Source organism: Bradyrhizobium sp. ISRA430 (assembly GCF_029909975.1).
Lineage (GTDB): Bacteria > Pseudomonadota > Alphaproteobacteria > Rhizobiales > Xanthobacteraceae > Bradyrhizobium.
Map to the genome: position 1 here is coordinate 335314 of NZ_CP094516.1, position 18004 is coordinate 353317.

Below are 18004 nucleotides of genomic sequence, written 5' to 3' on the forward strand. Positions count from 1 at the left end.
GCCGGGAGGAGACGATAGCCACTCCGCGCCGCATCCGCGATCAGCCGAACTCCGGGAGGAGAAGGGATGAGCAAAGTCCTGATTTGCGGCGGAGGCGTGATCGGATTATGCGCAGCGACGATGCTTGGTCGCGACGGCCACCGCGTCACAGTGCTGGAGGTTGATCCGGCAGGTCACCCTACGGCGCCCGCCGAGGGATGGGATTCGTGGGAACGCCCCGGAGTTGCCCAATTCAGGCAACCTCATAACCTCAGTTCGCGATTTCGGATGATCAGCGATCAGGAGTTGCCGGGGCTGACGGCTGATCTACTTCGAGCCGGTTGCGTCTGGGTGGACTATCTCGACAGTCTTCCCCCAACCATAACGGACCGAACCCCACGTCCCGGCGACGAGGCCATACGCTTCGTCACTGGCCGCAGGCCCATCATAGAATGGGCCGTAGCTACAATGGCGCAAGCTGCGCCTAACGTGACCATCCGTCGGGGGACCAAGGTTCGCGAATTGATCACAGGTGCATCGGCAATTCCCGGCGTGCCGCACGTTGCAGGGGTACGCACGACATCCGGCGAGGAGATTCGCGCCGATCTGGTTATCGACGCGATGGGACGGCGAAGCGCGGCATGCGATTGGATCGTCAGCGCGGGTGCCCGCAGGCCGATCGAGGAAGCCGAAGATAGCAACTTCGCTTATTTTACGCGATATTTCGCCGGGCAACAGCGGCCTCGCAGGATGGGACGCGCGCTCACGCCAATGGGCTTGTTCTCGATCCTGACTCTGGATGGGGACAATGGCACTTGGTCGATCACCTTGTATACTTCGTCCAAGAACAAGGCGATGCGAGCCTTGCGTGATACGGCGACGTTCCATCACATTGTCTCCGCGTGCCCGCGGCAAGCCCATTGGCTCGATGGCGAGCCAATCACGCCCGTCCTTCTGATGGCGGGAGTTGTCGACCGGTACCGGCGGTTTGTCGTCGATGGTCAGCCCGTCATCACGGGGTTCGCCGCTGTAGGTGATGCATGGGCGTGCACCAACCCGTCCGCCGGACGGGGCTTGAGTGTCGGCCTTCTGCACGCCCAGGTGCTCCGCAATGTTGCCCGCCTGCACATCAACGATCCAGTAGCGTTCTCCCGGCAATACGACGCTGAGACAGAAAAACAGGTCGGCCCGTTTTATCGAAACCAGATCGCCGCGGACCGCGCGCGGATCGCTGAGATGAACGCTCTGGAAGAGGGCGTGCCGGTGCCCGCACCTAACCCGGTCATGGCTAAGCTTCTCGTTGCATCTTCCCAGGACGCAGACGTGCTCCGTGGCATGATTGAAATCGCGATGTGCCTTGCGCTGCCTCAGGATGTCATTGCCAGACCGCAGGTAGCTGCAAAACTTGCCGAATTGGACGGCTATGAATTGCCGCAAGACCCCAACATCATCGATCGACATCGGCTGGCAGCGCTACTGGATGGCTGACTTTGAGTAAGCCAGACCATCCTTCCCGCGTCGGCGCTGCGCGCTGCCAGCCTGCTCCGCTCAATCGATCTTGATCGCGGCTTTCTCGATCACGCTCTTCCAGCGCGTCGTCTCCGAGGCGACGTAGGCTGAGAGTTCCCGCGGGTCCTTCGCGGTCGCATCACGAGATGTCCTCCCTTGGCCTGCGGCAGCACGACCTAACATGATGTTAGGTTTCTCGCATAACAGGGTAATTGTGTTAGCTCGCGGAAAGCCTATTGTCGCGCCGAACCAGACAGGTCTCGGCAGTCGAACAGACGCGTGCGGAAAGTCCGCCGCGCGTTCCGACATTGCTGCCCAACATATCCATGAAGCCCGGTCACGGGACGCCAGCAAACAGGTTGGAGGAAACTTGCAGATGACCACGGCTCGGGCGATCCATGAGGTCGGTCAGTCCAAGAAAGCTGCTGCGAGCGGCTGGATCGGATCGGCGCTTGAATATTATGACTTCTTCATCTACGCGACCGCAGCGTCGCTGATCTTCCCGCAAATCTTCTTCCCGTCGGACAATCCCACCGTTGCCATCGTCGCATCACTGGCGACGTACGGTGTTGGATACGTGGCCCGGCCGATTGGTGCCTTCGTTCTCGGCCACTGGGGCGATACCCATGGCCGCAAAACAGTTCTTATCGTCTGCATGTTCCTGATGGGCATCTCGACGATGGCCGTCGGCATCCTGCCGACGTACCAACAGGTCGGCATCCTGGCGCCGACCCTTCTGGTCATCCTGCGTCTCGTGCAGGGCTTTGCCGTTGCCGGCGAAATCTCCGGCGCGAGCTCGATGATCCTGGAGCATGCGCCATTCGGGCGGCGCGGATTCTATGCAAGCTTCGCGCTTCAGGGCGTGCAGGCCGGACAGATCCTTGCGGCGGCGGTCTTCCTGCCGCTGGCAGCCTACATGCCCACCGAAGCGTTCAATAGCTGGGGCTGGCGGATTCCCTTCCTGCTCAGCTTCTTCGTCATCGTCGCGGGCTACATCATTCGCCGCGAAGTCGAAGAGACCCCCGCCTTTGCCAGGGAAGATGAGCGGGGAGAAACTCCGCGGGCTCCGATCATTCAGGCCATCAAGCTGAATTGGAAAGACATGCTCAGGGTTGTCTGCATGGCACTGATGAATGTCATTCCGGTCGTCGCGACGATCTTCGGCGCAGCTTATGCCGTCCAGTCTGCCTACGGCATCGGTTTCGCGAAGGACGTTTATTTGTGGATCCCGGTTCTCGGAAACATGCTGGCGGTATTCGTCATTCCCTTCGTCGGCAATCTGTCCGACAAGGTCGGTCGCAAGCCTCCGATCATCGTCGGTGCGCTCTGCTCCGGCTTGCTCGCATTCGGCTACCTCTATGCAATCAGCATCAAGAATGTGCCATTGGCGATCCTGTTGTCGCTCCTGATGTGGGGTGTCGTCTATCAGGGCTACAACGCGATCTTCCCGAGCTTCTATCCCGAGCTGTTTCCGACGCGAACCCGGGTTTCGGCGATGGCCATCTCGCAGAACATCGGAACGACTATCACGGCGCTGCTTCCCGCCCTGTTTGCGACTGTGGCGCCTCCCGGCTCGGCCAATATTCCGCTCACGGTGGGAGCGATCGCCTTCGGCATCACGGTCATTGCAGCCCTCGCAGCCGTAACTGCCAGGGAAACCTACCGGATCAGCATTGATGATCTCGGCGATCCGGGTGCAGTTCCGATGCCGAGGGCAGACTATGAGCGCAGGCGTGCGGAGACCGCAAACGCGACTGCCATTTCGCCGGCATGATCGCGATCGTCGCCCGGCTGCACATCGCTGACCCAAGGAGTTGAAGGATGAACCCTGTTGTTGTTGCTGTCGCGATTACCGGTTCCGTTCCGCGCAAGAAAGACAATCCGGCAGTGCCGATCGCGCCGTCCGAGCAGATCGAGTCGACGCACGAGGCCTTCGAGGCCGGCGCGACCCTCGCGCATATTCACGTTCGAAATGATGACGAAACGCCATCCTCGAATCCCCAGCGCTTTGCGGAGGTGCAGGAGGGTATCAAGAAGCATTGTCCGGGCATGATCGTTCAGTTCTCGACTGGAGGGCGCGGCCGCGATCCGTCGGCGCGCGGGTCGGCGCTCTATCTGAAGCCCGACATGGCGTCTCTGTCGACCGGATCGGTGAACTTTCCGACCATTGTCTACGAAAACAGCGCTGCCCTGGTCGAGCAGCTCGCCACCGGCATGAAGGCAGGCGGCATCCGTCCCGAGATCGAGATCTTCGATCTGTCGCACCTGCATGGCGCCCGCCGCCTGATCGAGGCGGGACTGATCGATGAGCATCCCCACGTGCAGTTCGTGATGGGCGTCAAGAACGCAATGCCGGCGGACGAGTATGTCCTCGACATCCTTCTGGGGGAGCTCAAGCGGCTGATGCCGAAATCGACCTGGACCGCGGCGGGGATCGGGCGCCACCAGGCTGAAGTCATGGGCTGGGCGTTGTCGCGGGGAGCCGATGCGGTTCGCACCGGGCTCGAGGACAATATCAGGATCGACAAGGATCGCCTGGCCAGAAGCAACGCGGAGCTCGTGGCCCTTGCTTGCGAGGCGGTCGCGCGTGACGGCCGACACGTCGCCACCCCGGCCGAGGCGCGATCGGCGCTCAGAATTGCAGGGTAGGGCGCGCGGCGAGGGCAACGATCAGGTTCGCTGTTCGCCGCCCGCGAGGGCTTGAGGCGCTCCAGTTGCGCATTGTCATGCGCACTGGCTGGAGGCTACGACAGCCGACGCTGCCGAGCACCTCCAATCAATCCAGTTTGATCGCAGCCTTCTCGATCACGCTCTTCCAGCGCGTCGTTTCCGACGCGATGTAGGCGGAGAATTCCTGCGGGTCCTTTGCGACCGCGATGGCGCCGAGCTCGGCCATCTTTGCCACCGTTTCCGGCTGCTTCATGAACGTGCGGATTTCCTCCGCGAGCTTGTCGACGACCGGCTTCGGCGTGCCTGCCGGCACCAGGAAGCCGTGCCAAGCCACCGCTTCGAAGCCCGGCAGGAATTCGCTCATTGCGGGTAGCTGTGGATCGAAGGCGGCGCGCTCCGGCGTTGCGGTCGCCAGCATCACGAGATGTCCTTCCTTGGCCTGCGGCAGTAGCAGCGGCACGTTGTCGAAGGCGAGGTCGATCTGGCCGCTCAAAAGATCGGTCAGCATCTGGCTCGATCCCTTGTAGGGCACGTGAACCATCTGCGTTCCCGTCATCTGCTGGAACAGCTCGCCGGCGAGATGCTGCGAGGTGCCGACGCCGGCCGAGCCGAACGAGACCTTGTTCGGATTGGCCTTGAGATAGGCGATCAATTCCGGCACCGACTTCACCTTGAGCTTGGCCGGATTGACGACGAGAACGTTGGGCACGACGCTGATCTGCGCGACCGGGATCAGGTCCTTGTCGGGCCGGTACGACAGCTTCTCGCCATAGAGCGTCGGGTTGATCGACAGCGCCGAGGTGCTGGCAAGGCCGATCGTCGCGCCGTCAGGCGCCGCACGCGCCAGCCGCGTCACGCCGAGGATGCTTCCGGCGCCGCCGACATTCTCGACTACGAACGTGCCGCCCCAGGTCTTTTGCAGATGCGATGACACCATGCGTGCGAAGATGTCGGCGGTCCCGCCCGCGGAAAACGGCACGATGACCGAAACGGGCTTGCTCGGATAGTTGTCCTGCGCCTGCACCGGTGCAATCGCCGTCACGGCGCATAGCGCGGCCGCCGCCAGAAATGCTCTGCGTTTCATAGTCTCTCCCTTGTCTTGATGGTTGGAAAACCTCGCGCGCGAGCCGTTCAGAACGCGGCTTCGTACATGGCTAGAATCTCGTCCTTGCCGAGATCGCGCGGATTGTTGTCGAGCAGGCGGCGAATGGCGTGCGCTTCGGTTGCCATCGACGTGAGGTCCTCGCGCGGCACGCCGACCGCGGAGAGCCGCATCTCGATGCCGAGGCCGGCGCAGTAGCGGTAGGTGGCATCGAACGCCGCACGCGGATCGTCGGTCGCTTCCAGCCCGAGCGCCTTCAGCACCTCGCACGTCTTGTCGCGCACCGCCGGCATGTTGAAGGCAAGCGTATGCGGAAAGATCAGCGCGCAGGCGAGGCCATGGGCGATGTGGTGGCGCGTGCCGAGCGGATAGGCGACCGCGTGCCCGGCCGTAGTGTTGACCGGACCGAGGCAGAAGCCGCCATAGAGCGAGGCCAGCGACAGGCCCGCGCGCGCCTCGCGGTCCGAACCGTCCGTGACGGCGCGGCGGAGAAAGCGGCCGACGAGACGGATGCCTTCGATGGCGTAGAGATCGATGGCGGGATGTGCCTTGCGGCTGGTGAAGGCCTCGACGCAATGCGCCAGCGCATCGACGCCGGTCGCCGCGGTGACCTGCGGCGGAACGGTCATGGTGAGATCCGGATCGACCACTGCGAGATCGGCAAGCATGAAGCGGCTTTGCACCGCGAGCTTGTTCTCGGTGGCGGGGTCGGTGACCAGCGCACGGATGCCGCCCTCGCTGCCGGTGCCCGACGTGGTCGGCACCTGCACCAGGAAGACGTCACGGGACGCGACCTTGTCGGGACCGACGACATCGACGAGCTTCTGCCGGCCGCCTCCGAGCACGGCGACGAGCTTGGCAACATCCATCGCACTGCCGCCGCCGAAGCCGACCACGAGATCAGGGCTGGCCGTCTTTGCGACCGCCAGCGCCTTCTCCAGGTTCGGAATGTCCGGCTCCGGCTTGACCTCGCCGAACACGCTGACCTCGCCGGGTAGGCCGAGCACGTCGACACGCGCGGCGTTGAAGGCGTCGGCGATGACGAGCGGGCGTCTCGCGCCGTTCTCACGCGCGAACTGCGCCACGCGCGCGATCGTTCCGGAGCCGAACGCGACGATCTCGGGCTGGATCAGCTCGATGGGGGCGGCAAGCGTGGTCATGGTGTCTCGTTCCAAAGCTGTGATGATGGCCGCGCGCGATCACGCTCGCACGGTGCCGGCGGCAAGCCGCTCGGCATATTCGATCGCCTCGATCAGGCTGCGCTCGTTGGCGATGCCCTTGCCGGCAATGTCGAAGGCGGTGCCGTGATCGACGGAGGTACGGATGATCGGCAGGCCGAGCGTGATGTTCACGCCGGAGAGTTCCTGCCAGCGGCCGGTGGCGGGATCGACTTCGAAGCCGAGCAGCTTGACCGGGATGTGGCCCTGGTCGTGGTACATCGCGATGACGGCATCATACTGGCCGGCGCGCAGCTTGACGAAGACGGTGTCGCCCGGAACCGGCCCGAGCACATTGAGCCCGTCGGCGACGGCCTTGGCGATGGTTGGCTCGGACACATCGATGTCCTGCCGGCCGAACAGCCCGCCTTCGCCGGCGTGCGGATTGAGCGCGGCCACCGCGATCTTCGGCTGCTTCAGGCCAAGCCCACGCAGCGCCTTGTCGGTGAGATCGATGACGTAGCGCAGCCGCTCCGGCGTCAGCCGCTTCGGCACGTCCTGCAATGCGACGTGGGTGGAGACATGGCTGACGCGCATGTTGCCGTGCGCCAGCATCATCACCGAGCCCTTCACGCCGGTCAACTCGGCCAGCATCTCGGTGTGACCGGGATAGTGATAGCCCGCCTTGTTGAGCGCTTCCTTGTTCAGCGGTGCAGTGACGATGCCGCCGATGCGGCCGGCCTGAGCAAAGCGCACGCCGTGCTCGACCGCCTTGAATGCGAAACGGCCGCCATCCGCCGATAGCACGCCCGGCCGGATCGGCTCACCCTCGGCGTCGGCCTGGAGAAAACAGAGATTGGGCCAATCGGCATCATCGGCACGAACCTCGGGAATGTCGATGTTGGCCTGCAGATGAAGAACCGCGTTCTTCAGCGCACCCCCGCTGCCGATGATGATGAGGCGCAGGTCGCCGGCATCGATGCGCGCGCGCAGGCGCTGGCAGGCCTTGATGATGATTTCCGGCCCGATCCCGGCGGGATCGCCCATGGTAATGGCAAGATGGCGAGCGGCGGTCATGAGGCGTGTCTCTCGATGAGCAGATGATTTTCCTGGAGCAGATGTCGCCAGAGGTCTGGCGCACCGAAGGCGCCCGACTTCGATATCACCTCGACGCCGTCCCAGCGCCCGCCTTGAAGCAGCGAGCGGGGCAGGCCGGGAACGATACGCCCGGTGACCTTGAGCGCGCCCGCGCCGAGCGCAAGGCAGACGGCCTTCAAGGTCTCGCCGCCCGCCACGATCAGCGTGCCCGGCGGGTCGAGCGCGGATGTCAGTGCGGTCAGTTCGCGCGCGATCCGCTTTGCCGCTTCGCCGCGGGACAGGTTTGGCGCGAGGTCGAAGCGCACCATGGCCACGCGATCATGCGCCAGCTTGCGGCGGACGATGTCGGCACTGTCGGTGTCCCGATCGCTGAGCGCCACGACGGCGGGACCGCAGGCGTCGAGCTGCGCTGCCGTCGCTCGCTGATCCGAGCCGAACAATCCCAGCACCGGCGTGCGCAATGTCTGCGATGCGACGGCGGAATGGCCGCGCGTGAGCGCGCCGGCAAGACCGCCGCTGCCGCACCAGAGGACCGGAAAGGGCGCCTGCCGGCCGATCGCGGCCACCCGGTCGAGATCGGCATCGCTCTCGGCGTCGAAGACATGGATGCCTTCCGTCAACGGCGCATCGCGCCGCCCGGTGCGGGCCTGCAAGCCTTGCGCCGCGAGCTGCGCCAGAAGGCTGTCGCCGACGGGAGACCAGCGGCCATCCGGCCCCAGTGCGAACTGCTGGCCGCCTTTCGTGCGCCGCCCCTGATAGGCGAAAGCGGGCGCAACGATGCAGGCTGTCCAGCTTCCAGCGCGCAATGTTGCGGCGAGCTCGGCCGCCCATGCGCCGCGCAACAGGCTGTCGACCTTCTTGTAGGCGATCCCGGCTCCGCCAAGGATCGGCGCTAGCCGCTCGACGATCGCAACGCTGTCGGCAAGGTTGCGCTCGCGGGTTCCGCTGTCGATCGCGAGGCATGAGGGCAGGGCGCTCGGCGGCGCATCGGCCCAGATCACATCGAACGGCCCGCACAGGCCGACGAACTCGGCGGCCGTATCCAGCGCGCCGGTAAGGTCGTCGGCAAGGAGGCGTAAGGATGTCATGTTGGACGACATGAGCGGTTCCGGCATCTGTAGTCTAACCGTCCGCGAAGATCTTGCCAGGGTTCATGATATCGGCGGGATCGAGCAGGGCCTTGATCTCTTTCATCAGCTCGATCTCGAGTGGATCGGTCACCCGCGCGAGCCGGCTGCGATTGGTGATGCCGATGCCGTGCTCGGCGCTGATCGCGCCGCCTTGCGCGGCGGTCTCGTCGTCGACGATTTCGTTGATCTCGCGCACCAGCGCCGCGGTCTGCTCGGCGTTTTCGCAGCGGGTGCGATCGAGGATCGCGATGATATGGATGTTGCCGTCGCCGATATGGCCGTGCATGACGACGCGGGCGTGCGGCACCGCCGCCACGATCCGCCGCTCGACATTGGTGGCAAACGCGGCCTGCCGTTCCAGCGGAACGGCGCTGTCATGCGACACCACGTAGCCGCTGCGCTTGTTGCCCTCGGAGACACTGTGCCGCACCGCCCAGATCGCCTTGGCCTGCGCTTCGCTGGATGCCACGATGGCGTCCTTGATCAGGCCGTCGTCGAACGCCTGCGCCAGGACGGCCTCCAGCGGCGTATGCAGGTCGACGCCGGCAAGCGAGTCCGTGAGCTCGATGATGAGATACCAGGGCGTGTCGAGCGCGAACGGGACGGTGACGTCAGGCACGGTCTCGGCGATCACCTCGATCTGACTGCGCGACATGATCTCGAGGCTGCCGAGCCGGTCGCCGACGGTGCCCCGCAGCCGTTGCATCACCTGCAACGCCTGCTCGACGTCCTGCAGCTTCAACAGCGCCAGCGCCGAGCTGCGCCGCGGCGCGAACAGTTTCAGCACGGCCGCGGTGATGATGCCGAGCGTGCCCTCCGCGCCGATGAAGAGCTGCTTGAGGTCGTAGCCGGTGTTGTCCTTGCGCAGCGCGCGCAAGCCGTTGAACACCCGGCCATCGGGCAGCACGGCCTCGAGCCCGAGCACCAGCTCGCGGGTCGGGCCATAGCGCAGCACCGCGGTGCCGCCGGCATTGGTCGAAATGTTGCCGCCGATCTGGCAGCTCCCTTCCGCGCCGAGGCTCAGGGGAAAGTAGCGGTCGGCCGCGGCGGCTGCAGCCTGAATCTCCGCAAGGATGCAGCCGGCTTCGACCGTGATGGAATTGGCGAGCGGGCTGACCTTGCGGATGCGGCGCATCCGGTCGAGCCTGATCACGACGTTTCGCGGGCTGGAATCCGGCGTCGCAGCGCCGCACATGCCGGTATTGCCGCCCTGCGGGACGATGGCGATACCGCGCTCGGCGCATAGTTTCACGACGCCGGCGACTTCCTGTGTCGAGCCCGGCTTGACCACGGCGAGGGCTTTGCCGCGATAGCGGCCGCGCCAATCGACGACATAGGGGTCCTGGTCGTGGCCGGGCGCGATGACGTGACGGTCGCCGACCACCGCTGCGAGATCATCCAGCAAGCGATCGTCGGTCACATCCATCAGACGGATTCCGTGAGCGCGGTGCCGGCCGCGAGCAGCTTGTCGATATTCTCCTGCGGCAGCGGCAACAGCGGCGGCCGAACCCTGCGCCAGCCGTCACGGCCGGTTCTCTGGGCGAGGAGCACCTTGAGCGAAGCGATCTGCGGAAACAGCGATGCACGCTCGCGCGCCTTGATGATGCGGTTTTGTGCGGCCTCCAGTGCCGCATCGCCGTCGTTGAAATGACGCAACACGTAGGCGAGATCGCGCGCGACCAGGTTAGAGGTCGCGGTGATGCAGCCCGCGCCGCCATTCCTGAGCAGCGGAAGCAGCAGCGGATCGGCACCGGCGAGGACGGCGAGGCCGGGGAATTTCTCGATCATCGCCGTCATGTTGGTGAAGTCGCCGGAGGAGTCCTTGATGCCGACGAAGACCGCCGGATACTGCGCGCGCAGCCGCGCGATCACGGCGTGCGAGATCGGTTGATGTGACATCTGCGGAATGTGATAGAGCACGACCTTGAGCCGCGGATCGGCGATACGCTGCACGATCTCGCTGTAGGAGGCATAGACGCCGTCGTCGGAAACGTCCTTGTAGTAGAAGGGTGGCAGCATCACGACGGTGCCGACCCCGAGCGACAAGGCGTGGCGGGTCAGATCGATGGTCTCGGTCAGCGCCGCAACGCCGGTCCCCGGCAGTAGTTGCGAGGGCGTAATGCCGGCCTTGACGGCGCTTTCGAGCAGCGCCCGCCGCTCCGCGCCCGAGAATGAATTGGCTTCCCCGGTGGTACCGAGCAGCGCAATGCCGTCGCAGCCTTCGTCGAGCAGATGGCGGCAATGACCGGCGAAAGCGCCGAGGTCCGGAGTCAGATCCGCATTGAGCGGCGTCAGCGCCGCGCAGAATACGCCTTTGGGCTGAAGGTCCACGGGGGCTCCTCCGATGCGCCGCTTCCGTTCTTGTGTTGATCGGAATGCGAACAATTGTTGCTGATTTCGCTTTTTGTAGGGCGATCGCCACCTTGCGTCAAGCGAGGGAGAATTCCATTTCGCAGGTATCGTTGCGTCTGCTACCAATGCCGGTCGCGGCGGGAGCGCGGGATCTGCCTCGCATCTACTCCAGCGCACCGTCCGAACAACGTGAGTTTGCAGAATTGGCCAAGACCGCGGCCCCGGCCGACAATCCCAAGAACTTCGTCAATTCGGTGGGCAAGGCCTTTGCGGTCCTCAAGAGCTTCACGCCCGAAGAATTCGAGCTGACCATCACCGAGATTGCATCGCGCGCTGGCATGGATCGCGGCACCACGTTCCGCCTGGTGCAGACGCTGGTCAAGCTCGGCTACCTCCATGCAATCGAAGAGACGCGCCGCTATCGGCTGAGCCTGGCCTGCCTCGATCTCGGCTACACTGCGCTCTCCGCCGGTAATCTGCGAGGGCAGGCGGAGCCGCTGCTGCGCGAGCTGGTGCCCGCCTTCGGCGATGCCGCTTCGCTGGGCGTGCTTGATGGCAGCGACGTCGTCTATCTTGCGCGCGTGACCGCCGGGCTCGACCGGCACAAGATCGATCGCCGGCCCGGCAGCCGGATCAAGGCCTATGCGTCGGCGTTGGGGCATGTGATGCTGGCCGGCCTGCCGAAGGAAGAGCAGATCAAGCGTCTGGAGGCCAGCGAACGGATCAAGCTGTCGGAGCGCACCTTGACCGGGTTGAAACCGCTGCTTGCGCGGCTGGAGCAAGTCCGCAAGCAGGGCTTTGCGGTCTCTGATGGCGAGAATGCCTATGGCTTGCGGACGATCGCTGCGCCGGTTTTTGACAAGGGCAGGTCGGTGGCCGCTGGCATCAGTTTGACCGTCGATGCCAATCGTATGGACATCAAGTCGTTCGAAAAGACCGGTCTGCCGGAGGTGCTGAAGATCGCGCGCGTGCTGAGCGAGACGGCCCTGAAGAGCGGTTAGAGCGAACCGCCGCCCCGGGATCATAAGCCGGCGGCCGATGGTCGCCGTCAGTCGCCTGATTCGCGTCATTGTTATGGGGCTTGGGAACAGACCCGATTGCTGCCGTATTGGGTTGACCCCGGCGGTCGATATGTCAAAGAAGGGCGGATCTTCAAGTGCAAGTGGAAGGCAGCGCCCGTCGGGGAGCTGTCGCGGGAGCAAGTGCAGACATGCGTGAGCGCATCGCTTTGATCACCGGCGTGACCGGCCAGGACGGCGCCTACCTCGCCGAACATCTGCTGTCGCTCGGCTATGTCGTGCACGGCATCAAGCGGCGGTCGTCGTCGTTCAACACCGCGCGGGTCGATCATCTGTATCAGGACCCGCATGTCGGCAATGTGCCGTTCATGATGCATTACGGCGACATGACCGACTCGACCAATCTGATCCGCCTGGTGCAGCAGATCCGGCCGACCGAGATCTACAATCTCGCCGCCCAGAGCCACGTCGCCGTCAGCTTCGAGAGCCCCGAATACACCGCCAATGCCGACGCCGTCGGCGTGCTGCGGCTGTTGGAGGCAATCCGCATCCTCGGCATGGAGAAGGAGACGCGGTTCTACCAGGCCTCGACCTCCGAGCTCTACGGCCTCGTGCAGGAGATCCCGCAGAAGGAGACCACGCCGTTCTATCCGCGCTCGCCTTACGGCGTCGCCAAGCTCTACGGCTACTGGATCACGGTGAACTACCGCGAGGCCTACGGCATGTTCGCCTCCAACGGCATCCTGTTCAACCACGAGAGCCCGATCCGCGGCGAGACCTTCGTCACCCGCAAGATCACCCGCGGCGTTGCCCGCATCGAGCTCGGGCTCGAGGACACGCTCTATCTCGGCAATCTCGAGGCCAAGCGCGACTGGGGCCATGCCAAGGATTACGTCGAGGGCATGCACATGATCCTGCAGGCCGATGCGCCCGACGACTTCGTGCTCGCCACCGGCGAGATGCGCTCGGTGCGCGAGATGGTCGAGCGTTGCTTCGCGCAGGTCGGCCGCCGCATCGAATGGCGCGGCAAGGGCGTGGAGGAGACCGGCGTCGATGCCAGGAGCGGCAAGACCGTGGTGCGGATCGATCCGACCTACTTCCGTCCCACCGAGGTCGAGCTCCTGATCGGCGATGCCAGCAAGGCCCGCGACAAGCTCGGCTGGAAGCCGAAGCGGACGTTTGCCCAGCTCGTCGAGGAGATGATGGCGAGCGATCTGGCCGAGGCCAAACGGGACGTCGCCAATGGCAAACGCAGCGTTTGAGCTGAAGGGCAAGAGCGTCTACGTCGCCGGCCATCGCGGCATGGTCGGCAGCGCGCTGGTGCGCCGGCTGGCGCGGGAGGACGTCGAGCTCGTCACGGTGGACCGGCGCGAGATCGATCTCTGCAACCAGGCCGCCGTGTTCGACTGGTTCGCGAAGGTGCGGCCGCAGGTGGTGTTCCTCGCCGCCGCCAAGGTCGGCGGCATCGCCGCCAACGACACGCTGCGCGCCGAGTTCATCTACGACAACATCGTGATCGCGGCCAACGTGATCCACGCCGCGCATCAAAGCGGCGCCGAGAAGCTGATGTTTTTGGGCTCCTCCTGCATCTATCCGAAGCTCGCGAGCCAGCCCTTGCGCGAGGACTCGATGCTGACCGGCCCGCTCGAGCCCACCAACGAGCCCTATGCGATTGCCAAGATCGCCGGCATCAAGATGGCGGAGGCCTATCGCAGCCAGTATGGCAGCGACTTCATCAGCGTGATGCCGACCAACCTCTACGGGCCCGGCGACAATTATCATCCCGAGTACAGCCACGTGGTCGCCGCCCTGATCCGGCGTTTCCACGAGGCCAAGGTCGCGGGCGCCAGATGCGTCACGGTCTGGGGCACCGGCACGCCGCGCCGCGAGTTCCTCCATGCCGACGACATGGCGGATGCCTGCGTGCATCTGATGAAGACTTATTCCGGGGCGGAGCTGATCAATATCGGCACCGGCGAGGACATCACCATCGCCGACTTCGCCCGCCTGGTCGCCGATGTCATCGGCTATCGCGGTGAGATCACGTTCGACACCTCGCGCCCCGATGGTACGCCGCGCAAGCTGCTCGACATCAGCCGTCTCGCGGCACTGGGCTGGCGCGCGACGACGTCGCTGGAGGATGGCTTGAAGCGGGCTTATGAGGCGTATCTGGCCGACGCGCTGGCTCCTGCACGATAGTGCTGCCAAGACGATGTCCTTGCAAAGGGCGGTCACAGCCTGTTGATTTCGGTTGATGCGCAACAGCCGCATTTTCCTGCGCTGTTCGCTTGATGACGGACAAATCCCCTTAGGAACCTTCACTGTAAGCACGAGTTGGCCGGTCGGGCAGGGCGAGACGTCACACGAGGCAGATCGTGCAGGAAGTTGTGCCCGTGCGCTCCACGGCGCAGATCGCAGGCCATCCCATTCATCCGATGCTGGTGCCGATCCCAATCGTGTGCTTCATCGGCGCGCTGCTGACGGACATCGCCTATAGCGTGACCGCCGAGATGATGTGGGCGAATTTCTCCGCCTGGCTCCTGCTCGTCGGCGTCATCTTCGGCGTGCTTGCGGCCATCGCGGGCCTGACTGATTTCCTGGGCAACCGTCTGGTCCGGGCGCAAACGCCGGCCTGGCCGCATCTGATCGGGAACGCCGTGGCGCTGATCCTGGCAATCATCAATGCGCTGATCCACACGCGCGACGCCTGGACATCGGTATGGCCTATCGGGCTGATCCTGTCGATCCTCACCGTCCTCATCCTGCCCGTCACCGGTTGGCTCGGCTGGGCGATGGTCTATCGTCATGGCGTGGGGGTTGCGCGATGACTGCCGCATTTGTCCGCTTGGTGTTGTGCGGTTCGCTGCTGTGTCTCACCGGCTGCAATGACGGCAGCGGCGATCCCAAGGCGCAAGTCGGCACCAATCCGTCCCTGCCGGACATCCAGCAATATCTTCTCCCGCCGATTCACATCGCTCGCATCGTCGGATGGAAGAAGGACGAGACGCCGACCGTTGCGCCGGGCCTGCAGGCCAAGGCGTTCGCGACGGGCCTGCAGCATCCGCGTGTGCCCTACGTTCTTCCCAATGGCGACGTGCTGGTGGTGGAATCCAAGGCGCCGAACGCCGCCGCGATCAAGCGGCCTAAGGAGATCGTGATGGGCCTCGTTGAGTCCTGGGCGACGTCCGGCGGCGATAACGGTGCGAGCAACCGCATCACGCTGCTTCGCGACAGCGATGGCGACGGCGTGCCGGAGACGCAGAGTGTGTTCCTCGATCACCTCAACTCGCCGTTCGGCGTCGCGCTCGTCGGCAATGATCTCTATGTCGCCAACACCGACGCCATCGTCAGATACCCCTACACCGAGGGCGATACCAAGATCACCGCGCCCGGGACGGTGCTGACGCCGCTTCCGGGCGGTCCGATCGATCATCACTGGACCAAGAGTCTCGTCGCGAGCCCGGATGGGGCAACCCTCTACGTCGGCGTTGGCTCCAACAGCAACATCACCGAGAACGGAATGGAGGCCGAGCACAATCGCGCCGCCATCCTCGAGGTCGACCGCGCCAGCGGCCGTTGGCGCGTCTTCGCAAGCGGCTTGCGCAATCCCAATGGCCTGAGCTTCGAGCCGCAGAGCGGCGCGCTTTGGACGGTGGTGAACGAGCGCGACGAGCTCGGCCCGGATCTTGTTCCGGACTACATGACGTCGGTGAAGGAAGGCGGCTTCTATGGCTGGCCCTACAGCTATTACGGCCAGCACGTCGATCCCCGCGTCAAGCCGGAGCGGCCCGATCTGGTCGCGAAAGCCATCGTGCCGGACTACGCGCTGAGCTCGCATGTCGCACCGCTGGGCCTTGCCTTCTACACCGGCACCAGCCTGCCTGACGCCTACCGTGGCGGCGCGTTCGTCGGCGAGCACGGCAGTTGGAACCGGCAGGTTCTGAACGGCTACAAGGTCGTGTTCGTGCCGTTCACCGACGGCAAGCCGAGCGGCCCGGCGCAGGACGTCGTCACCGGCTTCCTGAACAGCGATAATCAGGCGCGCGGACGCCCGGTCGGCGTCGCGGTCGACAAGACCGGTGCCCTGCTGGTCGCCGACGACAGCGGCAACACGGTCTGGCGCGTCACCTCCGCGCGGCCGCAGCTCACGCAACGTTAAGCTCAGCGCCGCGTTGAGAGTTCAGACGATCCAAAAGCCAAGCCGGGAGTTGGACCAATGGGCCTCGCTCAATACGCCGTCGTGCCGATCCAGGATGGATGGGGCGTGCTGCACGACGGCAACGTCAACAGCAAATACGAAACCAAGGAGTCTGCCTTCGAATCCGCGGTGGCAGCGGCGTCGCTGGCACTTCGTGAGGGCCATGAGGTTCATGTCAGCGTGCCCGGCCGCGAGGCGGGTGAGACCGCGCTCGGCGTCTAGTTCGGCCGGGCGTCTTCAAGCAAAGTTTGGATGGAGGCCGTGATGACCAAGCCTCGTGAGCAGAATGGCGTCGAGCCGTCGCGGTCCGAAGAGGACATCCAGCGAGATCAGCTCGGTCCGCGCGGCGTGCCCGGCGCGCCGGACCCGGCCAAGATGACCCCGCAGCGCGACAAGAAGACGCCCAAGCACATCGATCCCGGTCACACGTCCTGAGTGATCCCGAAGTAAGCGTCGCTTGCGGCGGAGCCGATCTGCGGCTGACGCCGCAGTGCCATTCGGAACTGATATTCCCGTTGCCTGCGACTGCGGGTAAGACAGGCCCATCGGCGTGATCTGCACCCTTGGGGCGGGCGACTGGCGGAATGCGGTTCTTGAAATCTGACGGCAGGCTCATCGGCATCCTGCTGGTGCTCGCGATCACCCAACTCATCGGGTGGGGGACGATCGGCCTTCCCGCGATCATAGGCCGCGATCTCGCGGCGGACCTCGGCATGAGCCTGCCGGCGGTGTTTGCCGGCACGTCGGTTCTTTACGTGACCATGGGGCTGTGCGCGCCCTGGCTGGCCAAGGCATTTGCGCGGCACGGTGCGCGCAAAGTCATGATGCTGGGCACGGTCATCGCCGTGCCGGGCTTCGTTGTTCTGTCCGTTGCGCGCGAGCCGATGCTGTATTTCGCCGCCTGGATCGTGCTCGGCATGGCGGGCAGCGCGTCGCTGTCGACCGGCACTTACATCATGCTGAATGAGGTGGCCGGGCGGCAGGCCAAGAGCGCCATCGGCGCGCTCATGCTGGTGACGGGGCTGTCTAGCAGCATCTTCTGGCCGACCACGTCATTCCTGAGCGGTCTCGTCGGCTGGCGCGGGACGTGTCTCGTCTATGCGGCCATGCTGACGCTCGTTTCACTTCCCCTCTATGCCTTCGCGGCCCCACGCCGAAGCGTCGCGAAGGACGATGGCGATGCGCCGGCAAAGCGTGCCGAAGCGCCTTCGATTCCCCGCAGCACATTCGGCCTTGTCGTCTCCGCGATCACCCTCAATGCCTTCGTCAATTTCGGCCTGAGTGCCGTTCTCATCGAGCTCCTGCGGGCGGAGGGGTTGGCACCGGCGCAGGCGATCGCCTTCGGCTCGATGCTCGGCGTGATCCAGGTCAGCGCCCGCGGGCTCGATTTCCTCGGCGGCGGGCGATGGGACGGAATCACGACGGGGCTCGTCGCGGGCACGGCGCTTCCGATCGCCATGCTGCTCCTGATGCTGAGCGAGGGCGCCACCTGGGCGGTCGCAATCTTCATCCTGCTCTACGGCGCCGGCAGCGGCGCGATGGCGGTCGCGCGGGCGACGATACCGCTGGTCTTCTACGACCAGGCCGAGTTCGCCAAGGCGATGTCGATGATTGCGCTGCCGCTCAATCTCGCCTCCGCCATCTCTCCGCCCGTGCTTGTAAGCCTGCTCACCCAGTTCGGCAGCCGCGGCGCGCTGAGCCTGACCTTGGTGTTTTCCTGCGCAACAGTGCTGATCCTGATCCTGCTCGGCCGCCGCCGCCCGCAAATCGCCGCGGCTGGCGCAGCCTGA

At 64.7% G+C, this 18004-nt stretch carries 17 protein-coding genes; 11 read left to right on the forward strand and 6 right to left on the reverse strand.

The genetic code is table 11. The features are described 5' to 3' along the window. Positions 1-66 precede the first annotated feature (66 nt). The 3 genes from MTX21_RS01870 to MTX21_RS01880 all read left to right on the forward strand — a co-directional run bounded on the left by MTX21_RS01870 (position 67) and on the right by MTX21_RS01880 (position 4137). Positions 67-1467 (forward strand): FAD-dependent oxidoreductase, encoded by a 1401-nt coding sequence (locus MTX21_RS01870; protein WP_280970255.1) that lies wholly within the window; start codon positions 67-69, stop codon positions 1465-1467. Positions 1468-1864: 397 nt separating this feature from the next. Continuing rightward, positions 1865-3262 carry an MFS transporter gene (locus tag MTX21_RS01875; protein WP_280970256.1) on the forward strand — a complete coding sequence of 466 codons (1398 nt, stop codon included), beginning with the start codon at positions 1865-1867 and terminating at the stop codon, positions 3260-3262. Positions 3263-3309: 47 nt separating this feature from the next. Continuing rightward, complete coding sequence (locus tag MTX21_RS01880) at positions 3310-4137, forward strand: 3-keto-5-aminohexanoate cleavage protein (protein ID WP_280970257.1); 828 nt, start codon at positions 3310-3312, stop codon at positions 4135-4137. A gap of 127 nt (positions 4138-4264) precedes the next feature. Here the strand turns inward: MTX21_RS01880 and MTX21_RS01885 are convergent, their stop codons facing one another. The 6 genes from MTX21_RS01885 to MTX21_RS01910 are packed head-to-tail and all read right to left on the reverse strand — an operon-like array spanning position 4265 to position 10976. Beyond that, complete coding sequence (locus tag MTX21_RS01885) at positions 4265-5242, reverse strand: tripartite tricarboxylate transporter substrate binding protein (protein WP_280970258.1); 978 nt, start codon at positions 5240-5242, stop codon at positions 4265-4267. 47 nt (positions 5243-5289) lie between these two features. Next, the gene (locus MTX21_RS01890) at positions 5290-6420 is read right to left on the reverse strand and encodes an iron-containing alcohol dehydrogenase (protein WP_280970259.1); all 1131 of its coding nucleotides are present in this window, start codon (positions 6418-6420) and stop codon (positions 5290-5292) included. Between the two features lie 39 nt (positions 6421-6459). Further along, positions 6460-7494, reverse strand: coding sequence for a 4-hydroxythreonine-4-phosphate dehydrogenase PdxA (gene pdxA / locus MTX21_RS01895; RefSeq protein ID WP_280970261.1), 1035 nt, complete (start codon positions 7492-7494; stop codon positions 6460-6462). Further along, positions 7491-8603: a four-carbon acid sugar kinase family protein gene (locus MTX21_RS01900; protein ID WP_280970946.1), complete on the reverse strand. Its 1113-nt coding sequence runs from the start codon at positions 8601-8603 to the stop codon at positions 7491-7493. The genes pdxA and MTX21_RS01900 overlap by 4 nt, the downstream gene beginning before the upstream one ends. Before the next feature lie 34 nt (positions 8604-8637). Next, positions 8638-10071 carry an FAD-binding oxidoreductase gene (locus MTX21_RS01905; protein ID WP_280970262.1) on the reverse strand — a complete coding sequence of 478 codons (1434 nt, stop codon included), beginning with the start codon at positions 10069-10071 and terminating at the stop codon, positions 8638-8640. Continuing rightward, positions 10071-10976 carry a dihydrodipicolinate synthase family protein gene (locus MTX21_RS01910; protein WP_280970263.1) on the reverse strand — a complete coding sequence of 302 codons (906 nt, stop codon included), beginning with the start codon at positions 10974-10976 and terminating at the stop codon, positions 10071-10073. Before MTX21_RS01910 ends, MTX21_RS01905 begins: the two co-directional genes overlap by 1 nt. Before the next feature lie 224 nt (positions 10977-11200). On the opposite strand from MTX21_RS01910, the gene MTX21_RS01915 reads away from it, so the two are divergent. The 8 genes from MTX21_RS01915 (at position 11201) to MTX21_RS01950 (ending at position 18004) form a co-directional block, all read left to right on the forward strand. Beyond that, the gene (locus tag MTX21_RS01915) at positions 11201-11998 is read left to right on the forward strand and encodes an IclR family transcriptional regulator (RefSeq protein WP_280970264.1); all 798 of its coding nucleotides are present in this window, start codon (positions 11201-11203) and stop codon (positions 11996-11998) included. A gap of 209 nt (positions 11999-12207) precedes the next feature. After that, on the forward strand, positions 12208-13278 hold the full coding sequence (gene gmd, locus MTX21_RS01920) for a GDP-mannose 4,6-dehydratase (protein ID WP_280970265.1): 1071 nt from the start codon (positions 12208-12210) through the stop codon (positions 13276-13278). Further along, positions 13259-14215, forward strand: a complete 957-nt coding sequence (locus MTX21_RS01925) for a GDP-L-fucose synthase (RefSeq protein ID WP_280970266.1) — start codon at positions 13259-13261, stop codon at positions 14213-14215. The genes gmd and MTX21_RS01925 overlap by 20 nt, the downstream gene beginning before the upstream one ends. Before the next feature lie 176 nt (positions 14216-14391). Further along, positions 14392-14844, forward strand: a complete 453-nt coding sequence (locus tag MTX21_RS01930; protein WP_280970267.1) for a DUF2231 domain-containing protein — start codon at positions 14392-14394, stop codon at positions 14842-14844. Further along, positions 14841-16175 carry a sorbosone dehydrogenase family protein gene (locus MTX21_RS01935; RefSeq protein ID WP_280970268.1) on the forward strand — a complete coding sequence of 445 codons (1335 nt, stop codon included), beginning with the start codon at positions 14841-14843 and terminating at the stop codon, positions 16173-16175. The genes MTX21_RS01930 and MTX21_RS01935 overlap by 4 nt, the downstream gene beginning before the upstream one ends. 57 nt (positions 16176-16232) lie before the next feature. Further along, positions 16233-16436, forward strand: a complete 204-nt coding sequence (locus MTX21_RS01940; protein WP_280970269.1) for a DUF2188 domain-containing protein — start codon at positions 16233-16235, stop codon at positions 16434-16436. Positions 16437-16478: 42 nt separating this feature from the next. After that, positions 16479-16649 (forward strand): hypothetical protein, encoded by a 171-nt coding sequence (locus MTX21_RS01945; RefSeq protein ID WP_201724295.1) that lies wholly within the window; start codon positions 16479-16481, stop codon positions 16647-16649. 149 nt (positions 16650-16798) lie between these two features. Further along, positions 16799-18004: an MFS transporter gene (locus MTX21_RS01950; RefSeq protein ID WP_280970270.1), complete on the forward strand. Its 1206-nt coding sequence runs from the start codon at positions 16799-16801 to the stop codon at positions 18002-18004.